Source organism: Arthrobacter sp. ISL-72 (assembly GCF_018613755.1).
In the GTDB taxonomy this organism is placed as follows: domain Bacteria; phylum Actinomycetota; class Actinomycetes; order Actinomycetales; family Micrococcaceae; genus Arthrobacter.
This window is the reverse complement of sequence record NZ_JAGGPP010000002.1, coordinates 1-20,257: the sequence shown is the minus strand read 5'-3', so window position 1 is coordinate 20,257 and position 20,257 is coordinate 1. Positions and strand designations below refer to the sequence as shown.

The following is a 20,257-nucleotide window of genomic DNA, read 5'->3' as shown; positions in this document are numbered from 1 at the left end:
CGCTGATCAACCCTTCTTGCCGGCAAGTTCCATGCCCTGCTTTAGGAGTTCGTTGACGGCCGTGGTGGCCTGGTCTGCGAACTGCGCGGTGGACAGGCTCCCGTCCACTGTGCGCGGGAAGAGGTTCGCGATGGCTGCGCTGACCGCGGTGGCCTGCGCGTACGGGCTGAACGAGATGACCTGTAGGTACTGCTCTTCATTCTTCTGAACGGCGAAAGCATCCGCCTGGTAGGGCTGGCTCTGCGGAAGCTCCGAGGACAAGGAAGTGACTGCGGGCAGTCCCCACCCGGACTGGGCACGAGTCTTGCCCTGATCGCCTGCGACATACCATTCAAGGAAGGCGAAGGCCTCGTCCTTCATGTTCGATTTGGCGGAGATCCAGTATCCGGTGGCCGAAGTTGTGGGGCTGACCCGCTTGTTGCCCATCATCGGGGCGGGAGCAAGGCGGGCAAATTTGGCCGTCTTGGGGTTCTGTGCAACGGCGCCGCCGAACCAGTAGCCAGCACCGGCCATCGCAATCCTCCTGGCATCAAAAGGCGGCCAGTCCCAGCCATCCGGATTGGGATCCGCGAGAGTGTAGCCAACCTTGGCCTTGGCCACATCGACATGCCACTGCAGAGCGCGCATGGCCTCCGGGCTGGTGAAGTCCGCCTTGGTCAGGTCGTCGTTGAAGGCACGCGCGCCGCTGGTTGCCAGCATGGATGAGATCGCCTCGATAGTGGGCGCGGTGGTGAACAAACCGTACTGACCGACCTTGCCTCCGCTTTGCTTGGTCATGTGACCTGCATAGTCGAGCAACTGGTCATAGGTGAACGGCTTATCCGCGGTGGGGAGGGGAATCCCCGCCGCGGCGAAGGCCTCAGTGTTGTACCAGAACATGGCGTCCTGGGACCAGTCCTTGACGAGACCGAAGCGGGCTCCTGCGCCCTGCGCCTTTCCGTCCCAACGCCAGACATCGTTGATCTTGTGCAGCTCGGAGTCGTTCAGCGCACTGGACTTCGAGACGTACGAGTCCAGGTTCAGGGCGAGTCCGCGGCTGGCGACGTTAGCTGTGCTGGTGGCCCCGAACCCGCGGACCAGGTCCGGCGGAGTTCCGGCCGCGAGCATCGCATTGAGCCGGGTTGGATCATCCTCGATCAGGGTGATGGGCACATCAGCGTGAGCCGCATTCCACGCCCCGATAACGTCCTTAGTGATTTCGTTGGCTTTGCTCATGATCGTCAGGCCAGCAGACTTTTTTGCAGCCTCTCCTGCCCCACTCGCCGAACAGCCGGTTAATGCACCTCCGGTTGCCGCGAAGCCGGCCAGCAAAGCTGCGCCGCCCAAGAGGCTCCGGCGCGAAACATGCTTTTGTATATTCATTTAACGTACCTTCGTTGCTACGAGCCTATGGTCGGCTGAAATGTAAATTTCCTTGGATACCCAAGGCTCCAATTGTGGAGAACGCGGCAAAGTCTGTCAAGAGTCCGTACAAACTTATTTGGCTGAGCGTGTCGCGTCGCTCATAATGGGGGAGTGAACTCTGTCAACGCGGGAGGCTCCCTCCTCGATCTGCGCACGTCCAACGCGATCCGTGTCCTGGACCTCATCGCTGAGCACGGTCCCATGCATCGGGCCGAAATCGCCCGTCGCGCCAGGATCTCCCGGACGACCATCACCACCATCACCCGCGACCTCGTCAACCGCGGAATCCTGTCCAAAGCCACCCACCGTCCCCAGGGCCAGGACGTTGACGGGCGCGCCGGGGACCAGCTCGCCTTCAGCCCGGACGCTGGCCGGGTCGCAGGAATAAACCAGGTCCTGGATCGCATTTGCGTGCGCGTGACCGACCTGATGGGGGAGGAAGTCGCGGCAATGGAGACGTCAATCGGGGCCAAGGACGACTGGAGGACCCGTGCCGATGCCGCCACAGAACTGCTGGACGCTGCGCTGGAAAAGGGCGGCGGCGCCCGGGAAGACCTGCTCGGCGTAGGTATCGGCCTGCCGGGCCAGATCAACCCATCGGACGGCATCGTCCATGGTGCCTTGGCCGACCAGCCATGGCACGGGATTAACGCCCGAACGGAAATGGGAAAGCGGCTTGGGGTCCCCGTCTTCATCGAGAACAACGTGCGCCTCGAGACGATCGCCGAAGCGAAGTGGGGAGCGGGCAGGGGGATACAGAACCTGATGTATGTCAACATTTCCAGCGGAATTGCAGCAGGGTTCCTCTTCGGGACGGAGCTGTACCGAGGCTCACTCGGAGGAGGCGGCGAACTGGGCCATGTCTCCATCGACATCAATGGACCTGCGTGCCGGTGCGGGAATCGCGGGTGCATCGTGTTGTTCGCGGGCGCCCCCGCCATTATCAGCAGGCTGACGGCCACAATGGGCGGGTCTGTAACCATGACGGATGTCCTGACCGCTGTCGCCGCAGGGAACCGGGCGGCCGAGAACGTGCTCGCCGAGGCCGGCACCATGCTGGGACGACTGCTGGCGAGCATGTGCAACCTGCTCAACCCTGAGCGTATCGTCGTGGGCGGGCAAACGTCGCTGGCAGGAGCAATTTTGCTGGACCCTATCCGGGAGAATGTTTTTCGCTACGCCCTTACCCCTTCGGCAGCCCTGGACGTCGTAGCGTCGGAGTTGGGCGGGGGCCCGGAGGCCGGAGCCGCCGGCGGCACCGCCCTCGCCCTGTCCAAGCTGACAACGGCGCCCCAGATGCTGGAACGGCTCTTCAACGGAGCCGTCAGCGCCCGGGCGTGACACTTCCATGCTGAGCTTCGCTAATTCAGCACTGTCAGGGCGACATCATCACCGTATCCATTGCCTGATCCGGACCCTTTGTACACAAAAATCGTCGCGGTGGATGCGGAGGAACCAGTCGTGAATTGGACTGTCCGAAATGTCCACCCTGTGGCAGTGTCGGAAGTCTGAACTTCGGTCCGCCGAAGTTCTTGGCCCCGAGCGAGACGGCTTCTCCGCCTGTTCCATTTCGCACCGACCCGGTCAACAGGTAGGTGGTGTTCGGGGAAACACTGACTATCTGTTCAACGGAGGCCGGTGCAGGGCCGATCTCTACTAATTTCCCTCCACAATGAGGCGCCGTCGAGGAAAGCGAGGCTGTGTTCCAGGCATGCCATGCGCCGAGGCTTGGTTCTTCGAATCCACCGTGATCGTTGAGGAACGACGTACCTGTATGTCATCTCCGTAACCATAGTCTCCACCTGCACCCTTATAGACGTAGATCTGCGCCGTCGTGGACGTCGCTCCTGTGGTGAACTGCACCGTTTGGAAAACCCAGTCGGTGGTAGAGGACGTTGCACTGCTTTCAGGCCCGCCGTGGTTCTTCACACCGATGGAGGTGGGCTCGCCGGAAACGCCTGATCGAACCCAACCGGACAGAACGTAGGTGGTGTTTGGTTCAACGGAAACGATTTGCTCGACCGATGCCGGGGCAGGACCAACACGTGCCGCGTTATTTCCGCTGTGAACTGGGGAGGTGGTCCCGCCGCTTCGTTGAATCGCTCCGCCACAACGGCCTCACAGGGTCGATGGGAAGGGTCGGCGCGTGCGCGGACAACGCAGCGATGGAATCGTTCTTGTCGCTGCTGCAGAAGAAGGTCTTGGACCGTCAGCGGTGGCTCACACGTCAGGATCTCAGGCTGGCCATCACGACCTGGATCGAAAGGACCTACCACCGCCGAAGACGGCAAAGACGGCTGGGGAAACTCACGCCCATCGAATATGAAACAATCAACCCGACCGCGCTCACAGCGGCCTAAGACCCCGAGTCAACAAAAGCCGGGGCAGTCCCTTCCTCTTAAAGGATTTCCGGGAGAATTTCTGGGCGTGGGAGAAAACAGGCATACCTAAACCCCTCGCTATTGTTGATTCTGATTGGAGAAGGACAGATTCGATCAAAATTGGTCATCCTCTAAACCTGGGTGTAATCCTGAGTGAAGGAAGAGCGGGCTCGATGTCGGCAAATCCGAGCATCACGCCTACAACACCGAAAGGATCTCGACAAAGCTCGAGGGCCTGAGCCCCGGTGGAGTACCGTGCTCAGACCCTCGCGGGCTTATGCTCCTACTTGGCCAGTCCAACTTTCGGGGACCCTGCTTTTGTCTTGTCCCTGGGGTGGGGGTGTGAACTGGTCCGGGACAGCAGGGAGGGGGCCGGGGCGCCAGCTGGCACCAGCCGCGGCCAAAGTACGGGCAAGACCCAGGGCAATGCTGCCTACTGCGGATTGATCTCCGTGACGGCATAGTTACCCCACTGCAGGTTTGCCGCCTTCGCCACGACTCGAACGTCGGAAGACACAATTGTTGCGGGAAGAGTCAGAGTCAGCGTTTCAGGGTTCGCCGTGTTGGTAGGCCAGGTCAAAGTTGCTCCGGAAAGACTGGTGACCCACGCTTTTCCATTCCACGATTGCACGTCCACGATGGTGGGGCCCTGCCCCTGACCGTAGGTGGTTGAGATGGCTACCTTATTGATAGGTCGCGGGGTGGGGTAGTGCACGTCCAGCGTACTGGGAAATGCGACGCCTACGTTGTCGGTCGCCCACGGGGTCTCGATCTTTCCATCGATCAGGGCAGCCGGGCTTCCGTTGCCCGTTCTGGAGGACACTTGGGCTGTGACCGGTGCGGAGTCGAGATTCAGCTCATTGATGGCGAAGTTGCCCCACTGGAGATTCGCAGCGCGAACCACGAGCCTGATCTTCTGCGTCGTCACGGTTTCTGAGAACGGAATACTCACGATCTCCGGTGTGGCTGAATTTGTGTTCCACTGGGGCATCGCTCCGGCAACCCTGGTTGTCCAGGCCGAACCATCCCATGTCTGTACGTCAAGGTTGGTGATGCCCTGGCCTTGTCCGTAGGTGGTCGCTAGTTTGATGCCGCGAACCGTCTGCGGCGCGCCGTAGTCGACGTCGATCGTGCCCGGGAAATTGATACCACTCTTGACGCTCGACCACGCGGTTTCGAGCTTCTGGTCTGAGATCCAACCGGCTTGCGCAGTTGGTAGCTCCGGGAAGCTACTGACCACAACGGGGGCGCTGACGCTGGTCTCGCCTAGCACGTGCCAATCATTGACAATTGTGTCCGAGTTCGCCAATGCGATAGCAGGGTTGTTGCCGGTGCTTGTGTCCACGATTCCGTATGCCAGCCGGTAACTCCCGGGCGCCACGGAGTCGAAATGTGGCTGGAGCGTGGAGGTATAAGAAGGTCCTTTCACCCAGTTACCTGGATCGCCCACCGGATCGATCCAACGGGATGCGACGGCGCCGGCATTGTCGAGAAGCGCGTACGCGACCCGGTACTTGCCGTTCCACCCGCCCTGATCGTTGGGCAGTCGCCCAACTCCCGAGTTGGACCAAGTTTGCGTCAGAGAAAAAGTTGATCCTGCTGTCAAAGCGGTCGGCCAGCTCGCACTGTTGAGCGCTAGGCGATATCCGCCGTTGAGAGCAAAATCGCGAACCAGAGCGGGGTTGTCCCGAACCCACAGTGGGACGTCATCCTGTGGCCATCGAAGATCGAGAGTGTTGGCGTGAACGTATTTTGCATCGTCGACTACCCGCTCGAGCATCCCAGTGAGGCTGGGTTGGGCATAGGAGGAGTCGCAGTTGTTGCTGGTACGGGTGACCATGTTTTGATAGCAGTTCTCACCCAGGACTGTGGTGCCTGAGTCGAACCTGGACCGGATGCGATCTTTCTCCTCCTGTGGAAGCCATTGGGTGCTGCCAAGTCCATCACGGCGGATGGCGAAGTGGTACTTTCCGATAACAGCGTCCAGATCCGGAGTGCTGAACGACGCCGTCGGGTAATTGACCGCCTGCATCACTTTGTTGAAGGAGCCAGCGTAGAGGGAGCTGACCCAGTTGAGGGTGTCGGTGGACTGGGTAGCACTCATGCCCTGAATGTTGCTCATTTCGCCCCACCACCCGAGACCGTTGGCGTCGACATAGTCCACCACAGCCGAATCGTTGTACTTCGCACCAAAGGCCGTGACGAAGTTCGCGAATTTAGTACGGAAGACCGGGTCCGTCAGATAAGGGGTCTTATTAGCCGTGTTCGAGGCGGCGCCATAGCCCTGCGCTCCGGCATCAAACACGAACTGCGGCGTAGCTTGTTGATGTACGTCTTGGCTGTCAACTACAACGCGAAATGCGAGCTTGATCCCGCGCGACGACGCACCTTGCACAAGTGCCTTGTAGTTGCTGTCGGAGTTCCACGCGTAGACGCCCTGCTGTGGCTCCATACGAGACCAAGGCACCCGGAGATACAGCGTCGTAGCCGCCGACGCGTATGGGTCTACCTGGTTCCAGAATGTGGTTGCATCCGCGAGGGGCGAACTGAACTCCTCGGCATACAACTGCCAGCCCATACCCGGGTTCTTGATCACCGTCGTGGTGTCGATGGTCGGAGTCGTAGTGACGGTGGGCGGCGCCGAAGCGGCGGTGGGCACTATGCCCGTTGTTAGCGACGCAGCCAGGAGAAGCGTGACCCCTGTATTGCGTAGATGGTTTTTTATCATCGTTGATTCCCATTCTCACTAGTTGAACGAATTGTGGTGCGGCACGTATCTGGGGTGTGTCCTTGCGTTATTTCAACAGCCGACACGCGCTTTTCTTCGCGAGGGGCAGTTCGCCAACCTCCTTCTCCCAATGATCGAGCGGGACCCATCCAAGATCCTCTCGGGCGTTCCCGGTATCCCACCGCGTCGCAGCGTCTGTGGACACCCCGTGATAGATTCCAAAACCATGCTCAAAGCGACGACGGCTTGAGAAGGGCTGTCCGCGTCTGAGCTGTCGATCGGAATGACAAGGAAAACCGAAGCACAGCCTCATCGGAAGCGGCAGCGTCTCGTATGAAAATTCCGGAAGAGCCGATCTCCGTCGCGGACCGGATACCGCGTGGCACTGATACGGCTCTCGCCCACCAAGAAGGTTGCTGCCCCCGGTTTCAACCGGGACGCGTCAGCGTCCTGGGCAGGTGTCGGTGTTACGCAAGAAGCTGCCCCCGTTGATGGGGGTTCATCGCATAAGCTCCCGAGTTATGCCGAAAGGAACCTGATCAGACAGGGCCGCGGTGTATTTTCCGGGTCCATCGCGGATGAGCAGGATGCCGCGCGTTCCTGTGCCTATCGCTTTTTCCTGCAGGCTGCTTACGGCGGCGTCTATTCGCTCTTCCAACGCCTGGCTGTTGGTGACGTGGATGTAGATGGTTTCGTTGGAGTCCGGCGGAGTGTTCATCTTGACCTTCGAATTCTTCAGCGGAGAGTAGCAATTGATTGGTTCATGCTGGCTCGCGGTTCAGCCTCATGATTGTTTTACGTGGATCAGGGAAGCCGCGATAGTTTGCGGGTTAAGCCCGGCCCGCTATGCGGGAGAGACGGGGCGGTGGACCTGGCCGGACGGGACTTCGCGTCAGGGCAGGTCCGCTGCTGGGTGATAAGTCTTCGCGTTATTTATCTTCCCGGCAGCTGATAGGCAGACAGCCATGCGACGGGATTGACCAGACAGACCTTTCGCTGATTGCCGCCGGCGATTCACCGTACAACGGCAATATCTGGGCCTGGGCGGGGACCGGGGCGATGAGGCGACGGTCGAAGCTGATTGCCCCGCTCCGGTATTCAATATCGATCGGGTGCTCCGATTTGTTGACGATCAGCCATGCCTCGCCCTGGACGAGAGGTCGCGTCCAGAGGTCGACTCCGGGCGCGATTTCAGCACATGATGCTGCGATGCCCAATGGATCCTGATTGATCCGCAGAAGGCGTTGATTCGTTAACAGTTTCCGGATGTCCTCGCCCATAGTGCGCGGATCGTTTCCGGCCATGAGCGGTGCCGCGAAGAAGCACCATAGCGCAAAGTGGGTTGCCGCCTCGTCCGAGGACAGGCCGGGGTTGCCGACCTGGAGCATGTCGGCGTCGTTCCATCCTCCAGGTCCGGAATGATTGGAAATCTTTGCGTGTGTCTCGCCAATGGACACTACCGAGGCCCAGTTCTTTTCAATATCGGGCGTGGTACGCCACATGTGTCCGTATTCGCCTGCCCATGCCCACGGTTGTGTGCGTCCGTATTCGGAAATGGAGTACACGATCGGCCTGCCGGTGGCCTCAAGGGCCAGGGCCATGCGTTCAAATGCGTCGGGATACTTCAGGTCTGTGCCGTCTTCGTCGGCTTCGCACCAGTCATACTTGAGGAAATCGACACCCCAGGCGGCGAAGGTTTCTGCGTCCAGGTCTTCCCTGCCATAGGATCCGAGACCTCTGCCGGGGTAGCGGTCGTAGATCATCGCGCACGTTTTTCTGCCGGGCGACCCATAGAGTCCGAACTTGAAGCCGCGGGACTTTAACTCAGCTCCCAGGGCCTGCATCCCTGAAGGAAACCGGCGGGGGTGCGCCTTGAGCCGGCCGTCGCTGCCTCGGGCATATGCCTGCCAGCAGTCGTCAATGACAAACGTGTCGTAGCCGGCCTGCAGCATGCCGCTGTCGACGAGGGCGTCGGCGACTTCCAGGAGCTTGCTTTCGTTGATGTCGTAGCACCGGAAGCAGTTCCAACTGTTCCACCCCAAGGGCGGGGTGAGGGCAAGAGGCGGTTTTTCACGATGGGAAGCCCCATCAAGTGAGAGTTGGTTCATGCTCTGCCTTTCATTCGCACGTGGGTGCTGATCTGTCCGCCCGTCCCGAGGAAAACATCGTCACGAGAATCACCGGCCCAAGCGGTTCGGGGACGCGGAGTCCTCGTGCATGAGTCGGAGGAGCAGGTCAAACTCAGGCGCGAAATGGTACGAGGGCCTCCGCGGAACGGCGGAGGACGGAGTGAGCCAGCCGAGATCGTCCAGCAATGCAGCCGAGGATCTTCATCATGTGGCACAGGAATTGGGTGCACGTCGTGAGGCTGTTGAATAAAGGAGCACATGATGGGTGAAGGAGTGGTTCGTCACCAGGGAAATCGGTGCCGTACGACAGCCTGAGCCCTTGCTAGATCGGTGCCAGGGAAGGGCCGCACCGGCGCGTCCTCTTCCATCTGTCCGTAGGGGACTCTGGCGTTGACCGTGACGGTACAGGTCGTGTTCCCGTTGCGGGTCACCAGAACGCCGTGCCGGCCCGCTTCCATGGCTTGCTGGATTGCCGTATCCACTGCGGTGTCCAGCTCCTCTTCGAGGAGGCGAGGATCATTGGCCTCAATGAAAAAGGTCTGTCCAGCTTCAATTGTGCTGATCATCGTGAAGTTCCTGACTCCGGTTACTGCTTGTTTCGACTATCAAATCCTGCTTTGCGGTCATCCGATTCCGAAGGAAGCTTTTGTGGTGCGCCGCCTCGGTCCCCAGCGCTGTTGCGGCGATATCCTCAAGGGACTGCTGCATCCACTCAAGGGCTTCCTCATCGTCAAGCCGTGACGCCTCACTGGAGGATTGGAGGGACCAGAACCCGGAAAGGCGGGCTAATTTCCCTCTCAGTTCCGCAAGGAGTTTCTCGATGTCTGCCCAAAGATGTTCCTCCCACATTCCGGAGTCTGGAGCGGCGCCGCCTTGCCCCGTATACGGGGGACATCGGTTCAGATTCGGATCGTGTCGCCTCCACAGGATGCCGCCCAGGTCCCGGGACGGCCTGCCGAAGGCCTGCACGGACAGCGGGGGCCTGGATGGGCATTCGCCCTCAGCCGTCTGTTCGCGCTTTTCCGCGTCAATCGAAGATTTCAAGGCTCTCTCCATCTCTGCCACGTCAAGGAAATTCAGCGTCACGACCGGGACCCGGGCCGACGAACCTGGCGAGGGTAGACGGCACTCGGGGGCAGGACGCGCGGGATACCTGCACCGTATGGCCGCTGTACTGCCCGTTGACGGCCAGCACCAGTTCCTCTTGTACTTTCATCTTGCTGGCCCATGCGACCAACCATCCATTCGGATCGGCCGCCTGGCAGCCGCCCGAAGTTCGCACTTGAGGGCGCTCAGGCACGGTAATGTCACGACCAATCATTACGTAGACTTAATTTCATAAATATGTGCCGACCATACGTGTCAGCTCACGTAATGGTCAAGAGGAGAGGGGATCTTTGCTAAAATGACGTTTAGTAAGGAGGGGCATGTGACCATCGATGAGGCTAGGACAGCGCACGTCCTGACGAAGCATGAGGCTTCCATCGTGCTGCTTCTGCGACCAGGCCTTGAGCTGACGATTACGGAGATCAGCGAAGCGCTTGGTGTATCGAGACCCACGGCTGCGAACGCGCTCTCCGACCTCACGGACGCCGGCTGGGTAGCGAGCCTCGACGCTCAATCGAACGACGTCGCCCTCGGGAGACCGGCGCGACGCTACCGCTTCAGACGAGAGGCGGGTCTGGTGGCCGGCGTTGATGTCGGCCTTCATTCTCTTCGCGTGGTACTCGTCGACCTCAATGAGAAGGTGGTCGGATCCCTCAAGCTGCCGCACCCACCAGGACTCGGTGCCGCAGAACAAATCGATGTGATAGTCGACGTGATTCGCAGGGCTAGCTCGGCGGCAACGGTTTCCGCTCCCATTCTGGCCATCGGACTAGGACTCCCCGGCGTCGTCGACAGCATGGGTCGCCTGACCATCTGTTCCCCACGATCGGAGTGGGAAGGAATACCGTTCGCTCACCGCCTGGCGCAGAGATTCGACTGTCCCGTTTTCGGGGAGAACGACGCCATGGCCGCTGCCAAAGGAGAAAATCGCTTCGGCACCGGTCGTGGCGCCTCGAGCTTCGTCTACGTTCTTGCAGGGCACCGCACATCCTCGGCCACCGTTCTGGAGGGGCGATTACTCCGTGGCTTTACTGGTGCCGCAGGAATGGTCGGAGAACTGCCTTACCTCCGATGGGCAAGCGCACCGAGCGCGTTGAGTGACTCCGGTGGATCCTCGCCGGATCCCTTGGAGACATTCTCGCGCGCGGCGGCAGGTGACCGGCGCGCGGTCATCGCCGTCGAGCGTTACCTGGATGACCTCTCCGTCGGCCTCGCCGCGATGTGTCTGGCCATCGACCCCGAACTCGTTATCCTCGGCGGTGGCATCACCCCTGCTGGTCAGGAGGTGGCAGATAGCCTTCGCGAGAAGGTGAGGAAGCAAGCCCATCTCGTCGGACCACGAATAGAGATGTCAACGCTGGGAGAAAACGCGACGGTGATGGGCGCTGCGTGCATTGCGTTCGAGCATGCCGAGAGTCAGGTACTCGGGCTCTCAGGCCGAACACACGACTGAGCGAAGGGCCACTGGCCGAGAACCGAGGTTTCTCGTGGCTTTCGAGTTGTATCCCGACGCGGGAGAGTTCTCCACCATCATCGTGGGCGCGCCTTCACGGCAGGACCTGAGGTTCAGCGAGATCGCGGCGACTCGAGGAACATGCCAAACATGCTTCGGTTCCGGCGGCCCCTTGCGGCCGGATGAGCCACCTCGTTTGGTCTTCCCGATCGGACACGTCAACGACTGCTCGGTCCCCGCGGGATCCAGTACAAGGCGAAGAACACCAGGGCATCCTGGGTGCAAATGCGCGTTCGACTCACCACGCAACTATCGCGGGTTCGCGTAACCGCATCGCAGTCCTCGTTTTATGAAAATCAAATTGCGTTAAGCGGTGCCTTGGATATATCGTCGATCCTGGCATTACAAAAAGTCGTTTGATAAATCGGCAGGGCCGATGGTTGTCTTCGGCACCGAGTACTCAGGAGTCCCGCTGTTTCCCGCATCCATGCCCGTCGTGATCGCATCCCTCAGATTCGAACCCCAACTCATTCGGGGCCTTTTATACGGAGCCGTCAAATGACCATCACCGCCTCGGCGCGGAGCATCACGGACTCGTGGTGGCGGGAAGCGGCGATCTACCAGATTTATCCGCGGTCATTCAGTGACAGCAATGGCGATGGAATTGGCGACTTCAACGGAATCCGCGACCGGCTTCCCTACTTGCGCGACCTCGGCGTCTCGGGAATCTGGCTAAATCCCTTCTACCCGTCCCCCAATCACGACCAGGGATATGACATCACCGATTACACCGACGTCGACCCCGACTACGGCACGCTTGAGGACTTCAAAGAGTTTCTCAGCGGTGCCCACGAGTTCGGCCTCCGAGTCATCATCGACATCGTCGCAAACCACTGCTCCATCGAACATCCACTCTTCCGCAAGGCCCTCAATGCCGCTCCGGGAAGCGAAGCCCGAAGCCGATTCCACTTCCAGGACGGGCGAGGCGAACACGGCCAACTCCCCCCCAACAATTGGCGTTCCATGTTTGGAGGATCAGCCTGGTCCCGCGTCGACGACGGCCAGTGGTACCTTCACCTGTTCACGGCCGAACAGCCCGACTTCAACTGGCGCAACCCCTCCACCGCGGCATTCTTCTACGATGTCCTCCGATTCTGGCTCGACCTGGGCGTAGACGGCTTCCGTCTCGACGCCGCGCAGGGACTGTTCAAGCACCCAGACCTCCCCGATGCGGATAACCCCTTCGAAGAAGAACGTGTCGGCGACGCTGCAAATGCCTTGGCGTGGAATCAGCCGGAAGTGCACGACGTGTACCGCAACTGGCGCAAACTTGTGGACACCTACGCCGAAAAGGACGGCGCCGAGCGTCCCCTCGTGGGTGAGATCACCGGTCTGGGATCCCGTTATCTCCGGGACTATATTGGCGCCGACCAGCTTCACCAGGGATTCTTTTTCGAGTTCATGAACGTGAATTGGGACGGCCAGTCGATGCGGGAGGCGATCGCCAACGGGCTTCAGCAAGCTCGCGATACCGCATCCCCAGTCACGTGGGTGCTCGGAAACCACGACACGGTGCGTGCCGCGACCCGATACGCCGGCGGGGCACCCGGAGTCTCACGGGGAGATGAAGAGCTCGGTGAGCTGCGGGCACGGGCTGCTGCTCTTTTGATCCTTGCTCTTCCCGGCTCAACCTACATCTTCCAAGGCGACGAACTCGGACTTCCCGAAGTGACCGACCTCCCCGCGGACACACTGAAAGACCCCGTCTTCCGTAATACCAACGGTGGCCGACGCGGACGTGACGGCTGTCGGGTGCCAATCCCTTGGCAAGGCGCCGAACCTCCTTTCGGGTTCACTGTCGGCACGTCCACCTGGCTACCACAGCCCGAGTACTTCAGCGCATATAGCGTTGAGACGGAGCGTGCTCAAAGGGATTCGACGTGGAACCTGTATCAGAAAGCCCTCGCGATCCGCAAGGAGCACCTTGCTGGAAATACGATGTTCCGATCCTTTGACGTCGGCAGCGACGTGATCGCGTTCGATCGGGGCGAACATTTCACCTGCGTCGTCAACGCGGGCGACGTTCCGGTGCGGTCGCCGATGGGATCAGAACCAACCTTGACCAGTTGTCCGTTCAAGGACAACATGATGCCCCCAAACACCACCGCCTGGTGGGTTCACTAAACAAAGAACAACTGGACGGCGCTGGGAGAACCACTCGATGTCAGCTTCCTCAGCGACGATCACGCGGGGCTCCTCCGTTTCACGGGAGCTTCCGCCGTGGTCCCGCCCACGATCTGGCCGAGCATCGCTGGAGCGCCGAATTCCAGCATGTTGCATTCACCGGCTGACGCTCAGCCTCGTTCAAGACCAGGAACAAAAGATGAGATCTTCGCCTGACGTTAGAGACAGCATCTCCATCCGTGTGGCACATGCCGACGTTCCGTACGGCTTCACCTATGAAAAGGACCTCCCCGAATGACCATTACTTTCAGCTCCTCTGGCTCCATCCGGACCGGGGAGCCTTTCAAAGACCAGCATGGAAAAGTCGCTCAACTGCACGGGGTCGGTGTGATGGCGCACGCGGGCCGTTATTACGCCTGGGGCGAGGAGAAGTCGAACGGGGGAACGTTCACATCAGTGGAGTGCTATTCCACGACCAATTTCTCTGAATGGCGGCACGAAGGAACTTCCCTTGGGTCGACAACAGAGGGCGACACCGCCCGATATCGCGTGGTGGAGCGGCCGAAAGTCACGGCAGCCACCGCCCCATGGGCAATGAAAGCCGGGACATAGGCGTCTTTCAGGACCCTTCCGGATCCGGAATCCTCCTCTCCGAAGACCGGAAAAACGGACTCCATATCTACCAACTCGGACACGACTACCTCAGCGTGGAGCGCCTGCTCTCAACCACTCTCAAGGACGATGGGAGCCACGGATATGAATCGCCTGTCCTCATATACCAAGACGGGCTCTACTACCTGTTTGGGTCAGACCTGACGGGATGGAACACCAACGACAATAAGTACTCGACAGCGGAATCTCTGCAGGGGCCCTGGTCCGCCTGGCGCGACTTCGCGAAGCCTGGTTCCCGTACTTTCGACTCACAGGTGAGCGTGATCGTACCGGTGTCAGGCTCGGAACGAACCACGCACATTTACATTGGTGACCGCTGGAATAGAAGTGACCTCTTCAATTCCAGAACGGTCGTTTTGCCCATCGAAATCCAGGCCGGCAAAGCACAGCTTTCCTGGCACGAGACATGGAGCCTCGATCTCTCGACAGGCGTGGTTAGCCACTAGGCATTTCAATACTGCACTTAGGACCGGGAGCAGCTCAAAGAGCGCCTTCGCCAGACCGGGGACTCTTCGAAGTGCAACTCTATGTGCGGTAGCGGAATGGCGCTCACGTGGGCGAGTCGGGCCGTGGATGCTGCTTTTTCGCCGCGGTTCGCAGATCTTCGTGCCTGAGGCCAGGGTTGGACATACTTACCGAAGCAGTCCTCCAGGTTCTACTCGATGGAACGGGTCTGATTCCTCCGTGGCGCACACTCCGCGATACCGCAGCACTCAATTTTCGGCGGATCAATGGAAGAAGATGACCCAAGGGGCAGGCGACCGCGCTTCTGTAGTCTTTGCCGGGACAGTGCGGGGCTGGGGCTTATTGCTATCGGTTCGGCAAGCATTCACGACGCAGCCTTGAATGTCGACCAGCATGGCGGTCCCAACATGGACAGCTGCGCAGCTGTATAACGTGTGCTCTTACAAAGTGGGATCAGGCGTACTGGTCAAACACCTATGCCATCCCACACTCCGCATTGTGGTGCGCACCATGCCTGAACCTTCTGAGGCATCTCCAGCACGTTGGTGCCCAGCCCCCGTCATATCCTGTTCGTGGACGTGGCGGGGCCGGTGATCTATCAGGTTCAGGCTAAATGGCATTGAGTTCATTGACGGCCGCCGTACCCACGCCGCACGGACTACTGACGGTCAGCATCGAGCGGAAGACAGTACACATCACCCTTCCAGCCCAAGTTCCTCCCATCACGTGACCGCCCGCCTTCCTCGCCCCAGGGACCACATCCAGTGCAATGCCGCTGCTCAAGAGGTCGCTCGTCAATGGCCATGAGTTTTGCCCAACGGACGGTCAACTAATGCGCCCGCTGCGCTGGTGGCCAGTACACAACCGTGGGTCTCGATACACCGGGCGCTTCGCTGGTCTCCATAATTGTCAGCTCAAAGCCGGGTCGCAGAAGCAGCACGATGGAAGCCTCATGCTTCGTCAGGAGGTGCACTGTCCTCACCCAGCGATGGTCGTCGATCCTCTCTTACTAAAGCTCATTTTAACAAATACTCACCTCTCCTCTTGACCCCTAAATGGGCCATCACGTAGGGTCGGCACCATACTTATGAAATTAAGCCTTCGTAATCATTGCTCGTGACATCGTGGTTGGGCCAGCGGATTGGTGAAGGCATGAAAGTGGGCATCAGCAAATGCCGAAGGGAAGACTTCTTTTGGGAAAAATACCTGTGTTGATTACCGGTGGCATGGGGATGGTCGGGCGGCTGTTGCTGGATGATCTCCACCGAGACCATCAGGTTCGGGCGACCGGAAGATCCGTGCCGGATCTGATCAAAGACGCCCCGCCACCAGGCGTGGATGAGTTTCTGCAAGGTGACCTGCGCGACCCCCGGTTCGCCAACCGGGCAGTCGCCGGAGCGGACGCTGTTATCCATTTGGCTGCGAACGCCTCACCGGTCTCCTCTGTCGCCGAAGCCATGGGCAATGTTGAAATCGCCGCCAATGTCCTCGACGCCGCCGCTCGCGCCGGAGTGAAGAACGTCGTTATAGCCAGTTCCGTTCACGCAAGCGGCCTGGATTACCGGGACGGAATATCCGGCATCAGTCCAGCGCATCCACCGAGGCCTTGTTGCCCATATGGTGCCGGAAAGGTGGCGGTTGAAGGCTTGGCCAGGCTCCATCAGGACGAGATGGGAAATTCCGTTTCTTGTCTCCGGCTCGGTCTGGTTGGTTGGCCACTTGAAGAACGTGAGTACGCCCATACCTGGTTGTCAGCCGGCGACATGCGTGCCCTCGTCAGGGCCGCGTTGACCGCGCGTGCGGGTTTTGGAATCTATCACGGGGTGTCCAGAGACGCTGCGACGCGGTGGGATACCGGGAACGCCCGAGAGGATCTTGGATGGGTCCCGTTCGATCATTGGGCGAAGGAGGTTGGTGAACTGCCCCTCGCGAAGAAAAGCTCGTGTCGGCTGTTGAAATAACGCAAGGACACAGCCCAGATACGTGGCCGTGCCACAATTCGTTCAACTAGTGAGAATGGGAATCAACGATGATAAAAAACCATCTACGCAATACAGGGGTCACGCTTCTCCTGGCTGCGTCGCTAACAACGGGCATAGTGCCCACCGCCGCTTCGGCGCCGCCCGCCGTCACTGGAAAGGCCCCTGACGTCGCGGCTATGAAAACGATCACCCCGACAGCCGACCAAACCAGTCTCATCCGTAATCCTGGCATGGGATTAGGCCTGTACCTCGAAGGCTTCAACGGACCACTGCCCAGTGCCACGGATTACTGGAGTGCGATGGATGCCAGCGGCGGATCCAACAAGGCGAGCTATTTGTACCTAAGGCTCGCTTGGGACCAAGTGAACCCTGAGGAGGGGCGCTTCCTCTGGCGTGAGCGTGACAGCAATCTTGCCCAGATCATCCAAGGCGCGCAGCAGCGCGGACTGAAGATCGCATGGCGGGTAATCGTTCAGGGGGGTGACTACTACGACCATTCCCAGGCAACGCCCCAGTGGGTGTTCGACTCAGGTGTCGGTAGTTGGATGCGGGACGCCGCAAAGAACCCTCGCGTCGACGACCCGATCTTTCAGGAAAAGTACACCAAGCTGGTTGACTCGCTCGGTGAGGATTTCGACGACCCGGCCACGACCATGTTCGTTGACGGTGTGGGCCTGGGGCTGTGGGGCGAGAACGATCACGACAACTACCTCACAGAGACGCAGCGTGACCAAGTCTACGAGTGGGTCACCGCTAGCTACGCAAAGGCGTTCCCCCGCACCCTCCTGGGTCTGCAGTACGGCCCGAACACTTTCGGAACCGAGCGCCAGAACCGCGCCATCAACGACCGCGGTTACGTGATCCGCCGAGACAGTCTCGGCTGCAAAACGTATCTCAGCGCTGGCGACAAGGCGGACATCAATTCGCATTGGCCCACCACGCCGGTCCTTGGCGAGAACTGTTACCACAGCTTCAATACTTCAGCGGGCTGGTGGCAGGGCGACAGCTACTCATCGGTGCGGGAAATGATGGCCTCTACTATGTCGGATGCGATCGAATTGCATTCGAACACGCTCGATCTCCGTCAGGTCCAGGACACCGAAATCTGGATGAAGGAGGCACCGGACCTAGTCCAGTACTTTATAGAGAATGGTGGCTACCGCCTCTACCCCGCCAAGGCGACCATCCCGACCCATCTGGGTCCGGGCGGCGCTTCGGTTCAGGTTTCCTGGCGCAACCTAGGCGTCGGTCGGCTTCCCAATGACGTGCCGCAATGGAACAACAAGTACCAGGTTGCGTACGCCCTCCTCGACAAAGCGACAGGACAGCCCCTCTACACCGTCCTGTCGGACATCGACCCCGGATATATCCTTAAGGGCACGGACACGTCTGACCAGGTCACGTTTGCCCCGGCCGGTGTCAACGCCGGCCGGTACGACTTTGCTGTCGCGATCGTAGACCGAGACAACGGCTTCAAGCCAGGGGTGACCCTTGCCTTGAACGGCGCGACGAGCGGCAGCTGGAGTGTCCTCGGCACCACCACCGTGAAGGCATCAGACGCTCATCCGCTCGATGCGACCATCTCCCAAGTCGATGAGTCGACTGTCACAATGGCCTTCGATGGGAAGCCGGCCGTCGACCGGCTTGGCATTAGCGGAACGCGTGTATCGGTGGACAGCTGGAACGGCACTCGATGGGTACCCATACTGGTCGGCGCCTCCCCCAGCACCGCCGGAGAACTGCAGCTCGGCGTGTCAACAACACAGCTACGTGTGCGGGGAGGGAACGTGGCAAAAACGGTCACCGCTTTCGGGACCCCTGGCATTGGTTCAGCGCCGGCTCCAGCACCCACGGCCCCTGGGACAACCATCCCGACTGTGACCACCTCCTTCGATACGCTTGCAGGAGGATCGCCCGTATCCGCGATGCTCGACGGCTCCGATGCCAATACTTGGGAGAGTGCTTTGAACCCAAGCTTCCCCGGCACCATCAGCGTCAGTTGGCCCAAGCCGAAATCGATCAATTCCCTGTCCATTCGAAACTGGTACGCCCGCGAACAGGCAATGACGAACATCACCGTCGACGTACGGGAGGCGAACGGCGAATGGCGCAACATCGTCACAGACAGGGCGCTGGACTGGAAATATTCCGACGGCACCTGGGAGCAACAGGACGTCACCTTCGACGAAGTGGTAGCGGCCGAACTGCGAATCACTGTAAATGCAGCAGCAACCAGTTGGGGAAAGTTTGTGGTGAGTGAACTCGTGATCTCTGCTCCAGGCGAGCACGGGCCGACGGGAGTTTTGGCGAACGGCGGTTTCGAGAACCCCTATCTCGCGCCTTGGACCACGACGAACGCACGACAGACGAAAGCCATTTTCGGGGAGGCGCGGACGGGCCAATGGCACCAGCTCATCTGGGGCGAGACTAAGCTCCAGCAGGTCGTCCAGGTTGAGCCGAACACCAGTTACACCCTCTCCGGGTCCGCGATGGCCCTTGGAGACGGCCAGCAAGTCTCGTTCGGCGTGCAGGAGTCGGGCGCCGAACCGGTAGCCGTTGCGGTGGTGGACCGGCAGTGGGCAAACAAGACCGTGTCATTCGTCACCGGGCCCCAGACCACCGCCGTCACGGTGTTCGCGGCAACAGCCGGGAGCAGCGCCGGTGCCATCGACTCTTTCGAGCTCGTCACGCATGCGAAAAGCCCCGCAGACCGCCCGTCGCCAGGAAAAAAACCGTAACGCAGGCAAGGGCGCAACTCGGGAAAGGACTTCGAGGTGGCTTGGCCAATGGACCCCGCGCAGCCGGTCTGCTTCATAAATCACCGGCATACGACCACTATGCTCAACTCTGTTTCCGGCGCCTCCATCGTTCCTAAGCAAAATTAGAAGGGCTTTGGATATCGGCGGTAGAACGGGACCCTGCCGTGCGGCGCGTCGTCGACGACGACGACGACGCGCCGCACGGCTGGGCCCTTTCTCTGCGAAAAGGTGTTGGCTGGCTTGCTCTGAGCTGCAGTGGTCAGCCAGTCCGGCGGGGCGGTGGTGAAAGCGGTCATGGCAGCGGGGGTGTTGGTGATGGCGTAAGAAAGGCCACCGTGCAGGCGGCAGCGGAAAGGCAATTTATTTGAACGCATCGAACCACGCCTGTGACCGGGGCTCCGCTGGAACAACCGAGGCGCTACAGCGAACTCAAACCCGCGCCTGACGTGGGACAACGCATAAAGAGTCTGCGGGACGAGTTATCTCATCTACTTCATGGCGGACAACACCAGAAATGGATCCTGCCGTAAGTGCATACAGAGGCTTGGAAGTTCCCCGGCCACACCTATGGGAGCGGGCGCCGTTGCCCTCTGGACAGGGCAGATCCAACCACGCCATGGTGCGCCCTGCCGATGATTCCAATGCCTTGAGGCCGGATTCATTGCAGGTAGCCCAGGGAGGGGTCCCTCGATTGTCTGAACGGCGGCATCCGCCCGGTAGCTGTACGGCGGTGGCGATGACATTCCCGCACCTCCGTTACTCATTTAAGCCTGTTGCAGAAGGGTATTTTTGTATGAAAGGCCAGCTGATGGAGCCGTCAGTCTGAAGTTGGGTCGGGGTTAAAGCTCGCGGTCGTGGGTGCCGGTTCGCGGGGGACGGGCTATGCAAGGATTGCGAACGGAAAGTTTGGCGCGGAGATTGCGGCCGTGGTTGAGCCGGATCCGACCCGACGCGACGTTTTCGCCCGCTCCTTCTCTGTCCCGGAGAGCGGCT

At 60.0% G+C, this 20,257-nt stretch carries 15 protein-coding genes and 1 pseudogene; 9 read left to right on the top strand and 7 right to left on the bottom strand.

From position 1 onward, the window contains the following. Positions 1–6: 6 nt before the first annotated feature. A complete protein-coding gene (locus J7I92_RS01775) occupies positions 7–1,215 on the bottom strand; it encodes an extracellular solute-binding protein (RefSeq protein ID WP_214836523.1) in 1,209 nt (402 codons plus the stop codon). Positions 1,216–1,515: 300 nt separating this feature from the next. Between J7I92_RS01775 and J7I92_RS01770 the strand changes: the two genes are divergently transcribed. Next, complete coding sequence (locus tag J7I92_RS01770) at positions 1,516–2,745, top strand: ROK family protein (protein ID WP_214836521.1); 1,230 nt, start codon at positions 1,516–1,518, stop codon at positions 2,743–2,745. Positions 2,746–3,060: 315 nt separating this feature from the next. Here J7I92_RS01770 and J7I92_RS24480 read toward each other — a convergent pair whose 3' ends face one another. Beyond that, positions 3,061–3,417, bottom strand: coding sequence for a carbohydrate binding domain-containing protein (locus J7I92_RS24480; RefSeq protein WP_396020342.1), 357 nt, complete (start codon positions 3,415–3,417; stop codon positions 3,061–3,063). Between the two features lie 68 nt (positions 3,418–3,485). Between J7I92_RS24480 and J7I92_RS01760 the strand changes: the two are divergent. Then, positions 3,486–3,764: pseudogene (locus tag J7I92_RS01760) on the top strand (integrase core domain-containing protein); the annotation flags it as partial. Between the two features lie 454 nt (positions 3,765–4,218). Here the strand turns inward: J7I92_RS01760 and J7I92_RS24300 are convergent. From J7I92_RS24300 to J7I92_RS01740, 4 genes are all read right to left on the bottom strand, one after another. Then, positions 4,219–6,444, bottom strand: coding sequence for a discoidin domain-containing protein (locus J7I92_RS24300; RefSeq protein WP_214836519.1), 2,226 nt, complete (start codon positions 6,442–6,444; stop codon positions 4,219–4,221). A 568-nt stretch (positions 6,445–7,012) separates the two neighbouring features. After that, positions 7,013–7,231, bottom strand: coding sequence for a hypothetical protein (locus J7I92_RS01750; RefSeq protein ID WP_214836517.1), 219 nt, complete (start codon positions 7,229–7,231; stop codon positions 7,013–7,015). A gap of 211 nt (positions 7,232–7,442) precedes the next feature. Continuing rightward, positions 7,443–8,621 (bottom strand): glycoside hydrolase family 27 protein, encoded by a 1,179-nt coding sequence (locus tag J7I92_RS01745; RefSeq protein ID WP_214836515.1) that lies wholly within the window; start codon positions 8,619–8,621, stop codon positions 7,443–7,445. Between the two features lie 302 nt (positions 8,622–8,923). Beyond that, positions 8,924–9,208 (bottom strand): hypothetical protein, encoded by a 285-nt coding sequence (locus J7I92_RS01740; protein ID WP_214836513.1) that lies wholly within the window; start codon positions 9,206–9,208, stop codon positions 8,924–8,926. Here J7I92_RS01740 and J7I92_RS01735 point away from each other — a divergent pair. From J7I92_RS01735 to J7I92_RS01710, 7 genes are all read left to right on the top strand, one after another. Beyond that, complete coding sequence (locus J7I92_RS01735; protein ID WP_214836511.1) at positions 9,198–9,383, top strand: hypothetical protein; 186 nt, start codon at positions 9,198–9,200, stop codon at positions 9,381–9,383. The genes J7I92_RS01740 and J7I92_RS01735 overlap by 11 nt on opposite strands. Positions 9,384–10,071: 688 nt before the next feature. Then, positions 10,072–11,202 carry an ROK family transcriptional regulator gene (locus J7I92_RS01730; RefSeq protein WP_214836508.1) on the top strand — a complete coding sequence of 377 codons (1,131 nt, stop codon included), beginning with the start codon at positions 10,072–10,074 and terminating at the stop codon, positions 11,200–11,202. Positions 11,203–11,760: 558 nt separating this feature from the next. Beyond that, positions 11,761–13,386, top strand: coding sequence for an alpha-amylase family glycosyl hydrolase (locus J7I92_RS01725; RefSeq protein WP_214836505.1), 1,626 nt, complete (start codon positions 11,761–11,763; stop codon positions 13,384–13,386). Positions 13,387–13,680: 294 nt separating this feature from the next. Next, positions 13,681–13,998, top strand: a complete 318-nt coding sequence (locus J7I92_RS23665; RefSeq protein ID WP_251039354.1) for a hypothetical protein — start codon at positions 13,681–13,683, stop codon at positions 13,996–13,998. Beyond that, a complete protein-coding gene (locus J7I92_RS01720; protein WP_251039353.1) occupies positions 13,974–14,504 on the top strand; it encodes a hypothetical protein in 531 nt (176 codons plus the stop codon). The genes J7I92_RS23665 and J7I92_RS01720 overlap by 25 nt, the downstream gene beginning before the upstream one ends. 1,191 nt (positions 14,505–15,695) lie before the next feature. Continuing rightward, positions 15,696–16,484: an NAD(P)-dependent oxidoreductase gene (locus tag J7I92_RS24475; protein WP_214836502.1), complete on the top strand. Its 789-nt coding sequence runs from the start codon at positions 15,696–15,698 to the stop codon at positions 16,482–16,484. A 197-nt stretch (positions 16,485–16,681) separates the two neighbouring features. Then, positions 16,682–19,243, top strand: coding sequence for a carbohydrate binding domain-containing protein (locus J7I92_RS01710; protein WP_214836499.1), 2,562 nt, complete (start codon positions 16,682–16,684; stop codon positions 19,241–19,243). Positions 19,244–19,386: 143 nt separating this feature from the next. On the opposite strand, the gene J7I92_RS01705 is transcribed toward J7I92_RS01710, so the two are convergent. Beyond that, on the bottom strand, positions 19,387–19,638 hold the full coding sequence (locus J7I92_RS01705) for a hypothetical protein (protein WP_214836496.1): 252 nt from the start codon (positions 19,636–19,638) through the stop codon (positions 19,387–19,389). Positions 19,639–20,257: the final 619 nt, after the last annotated feature.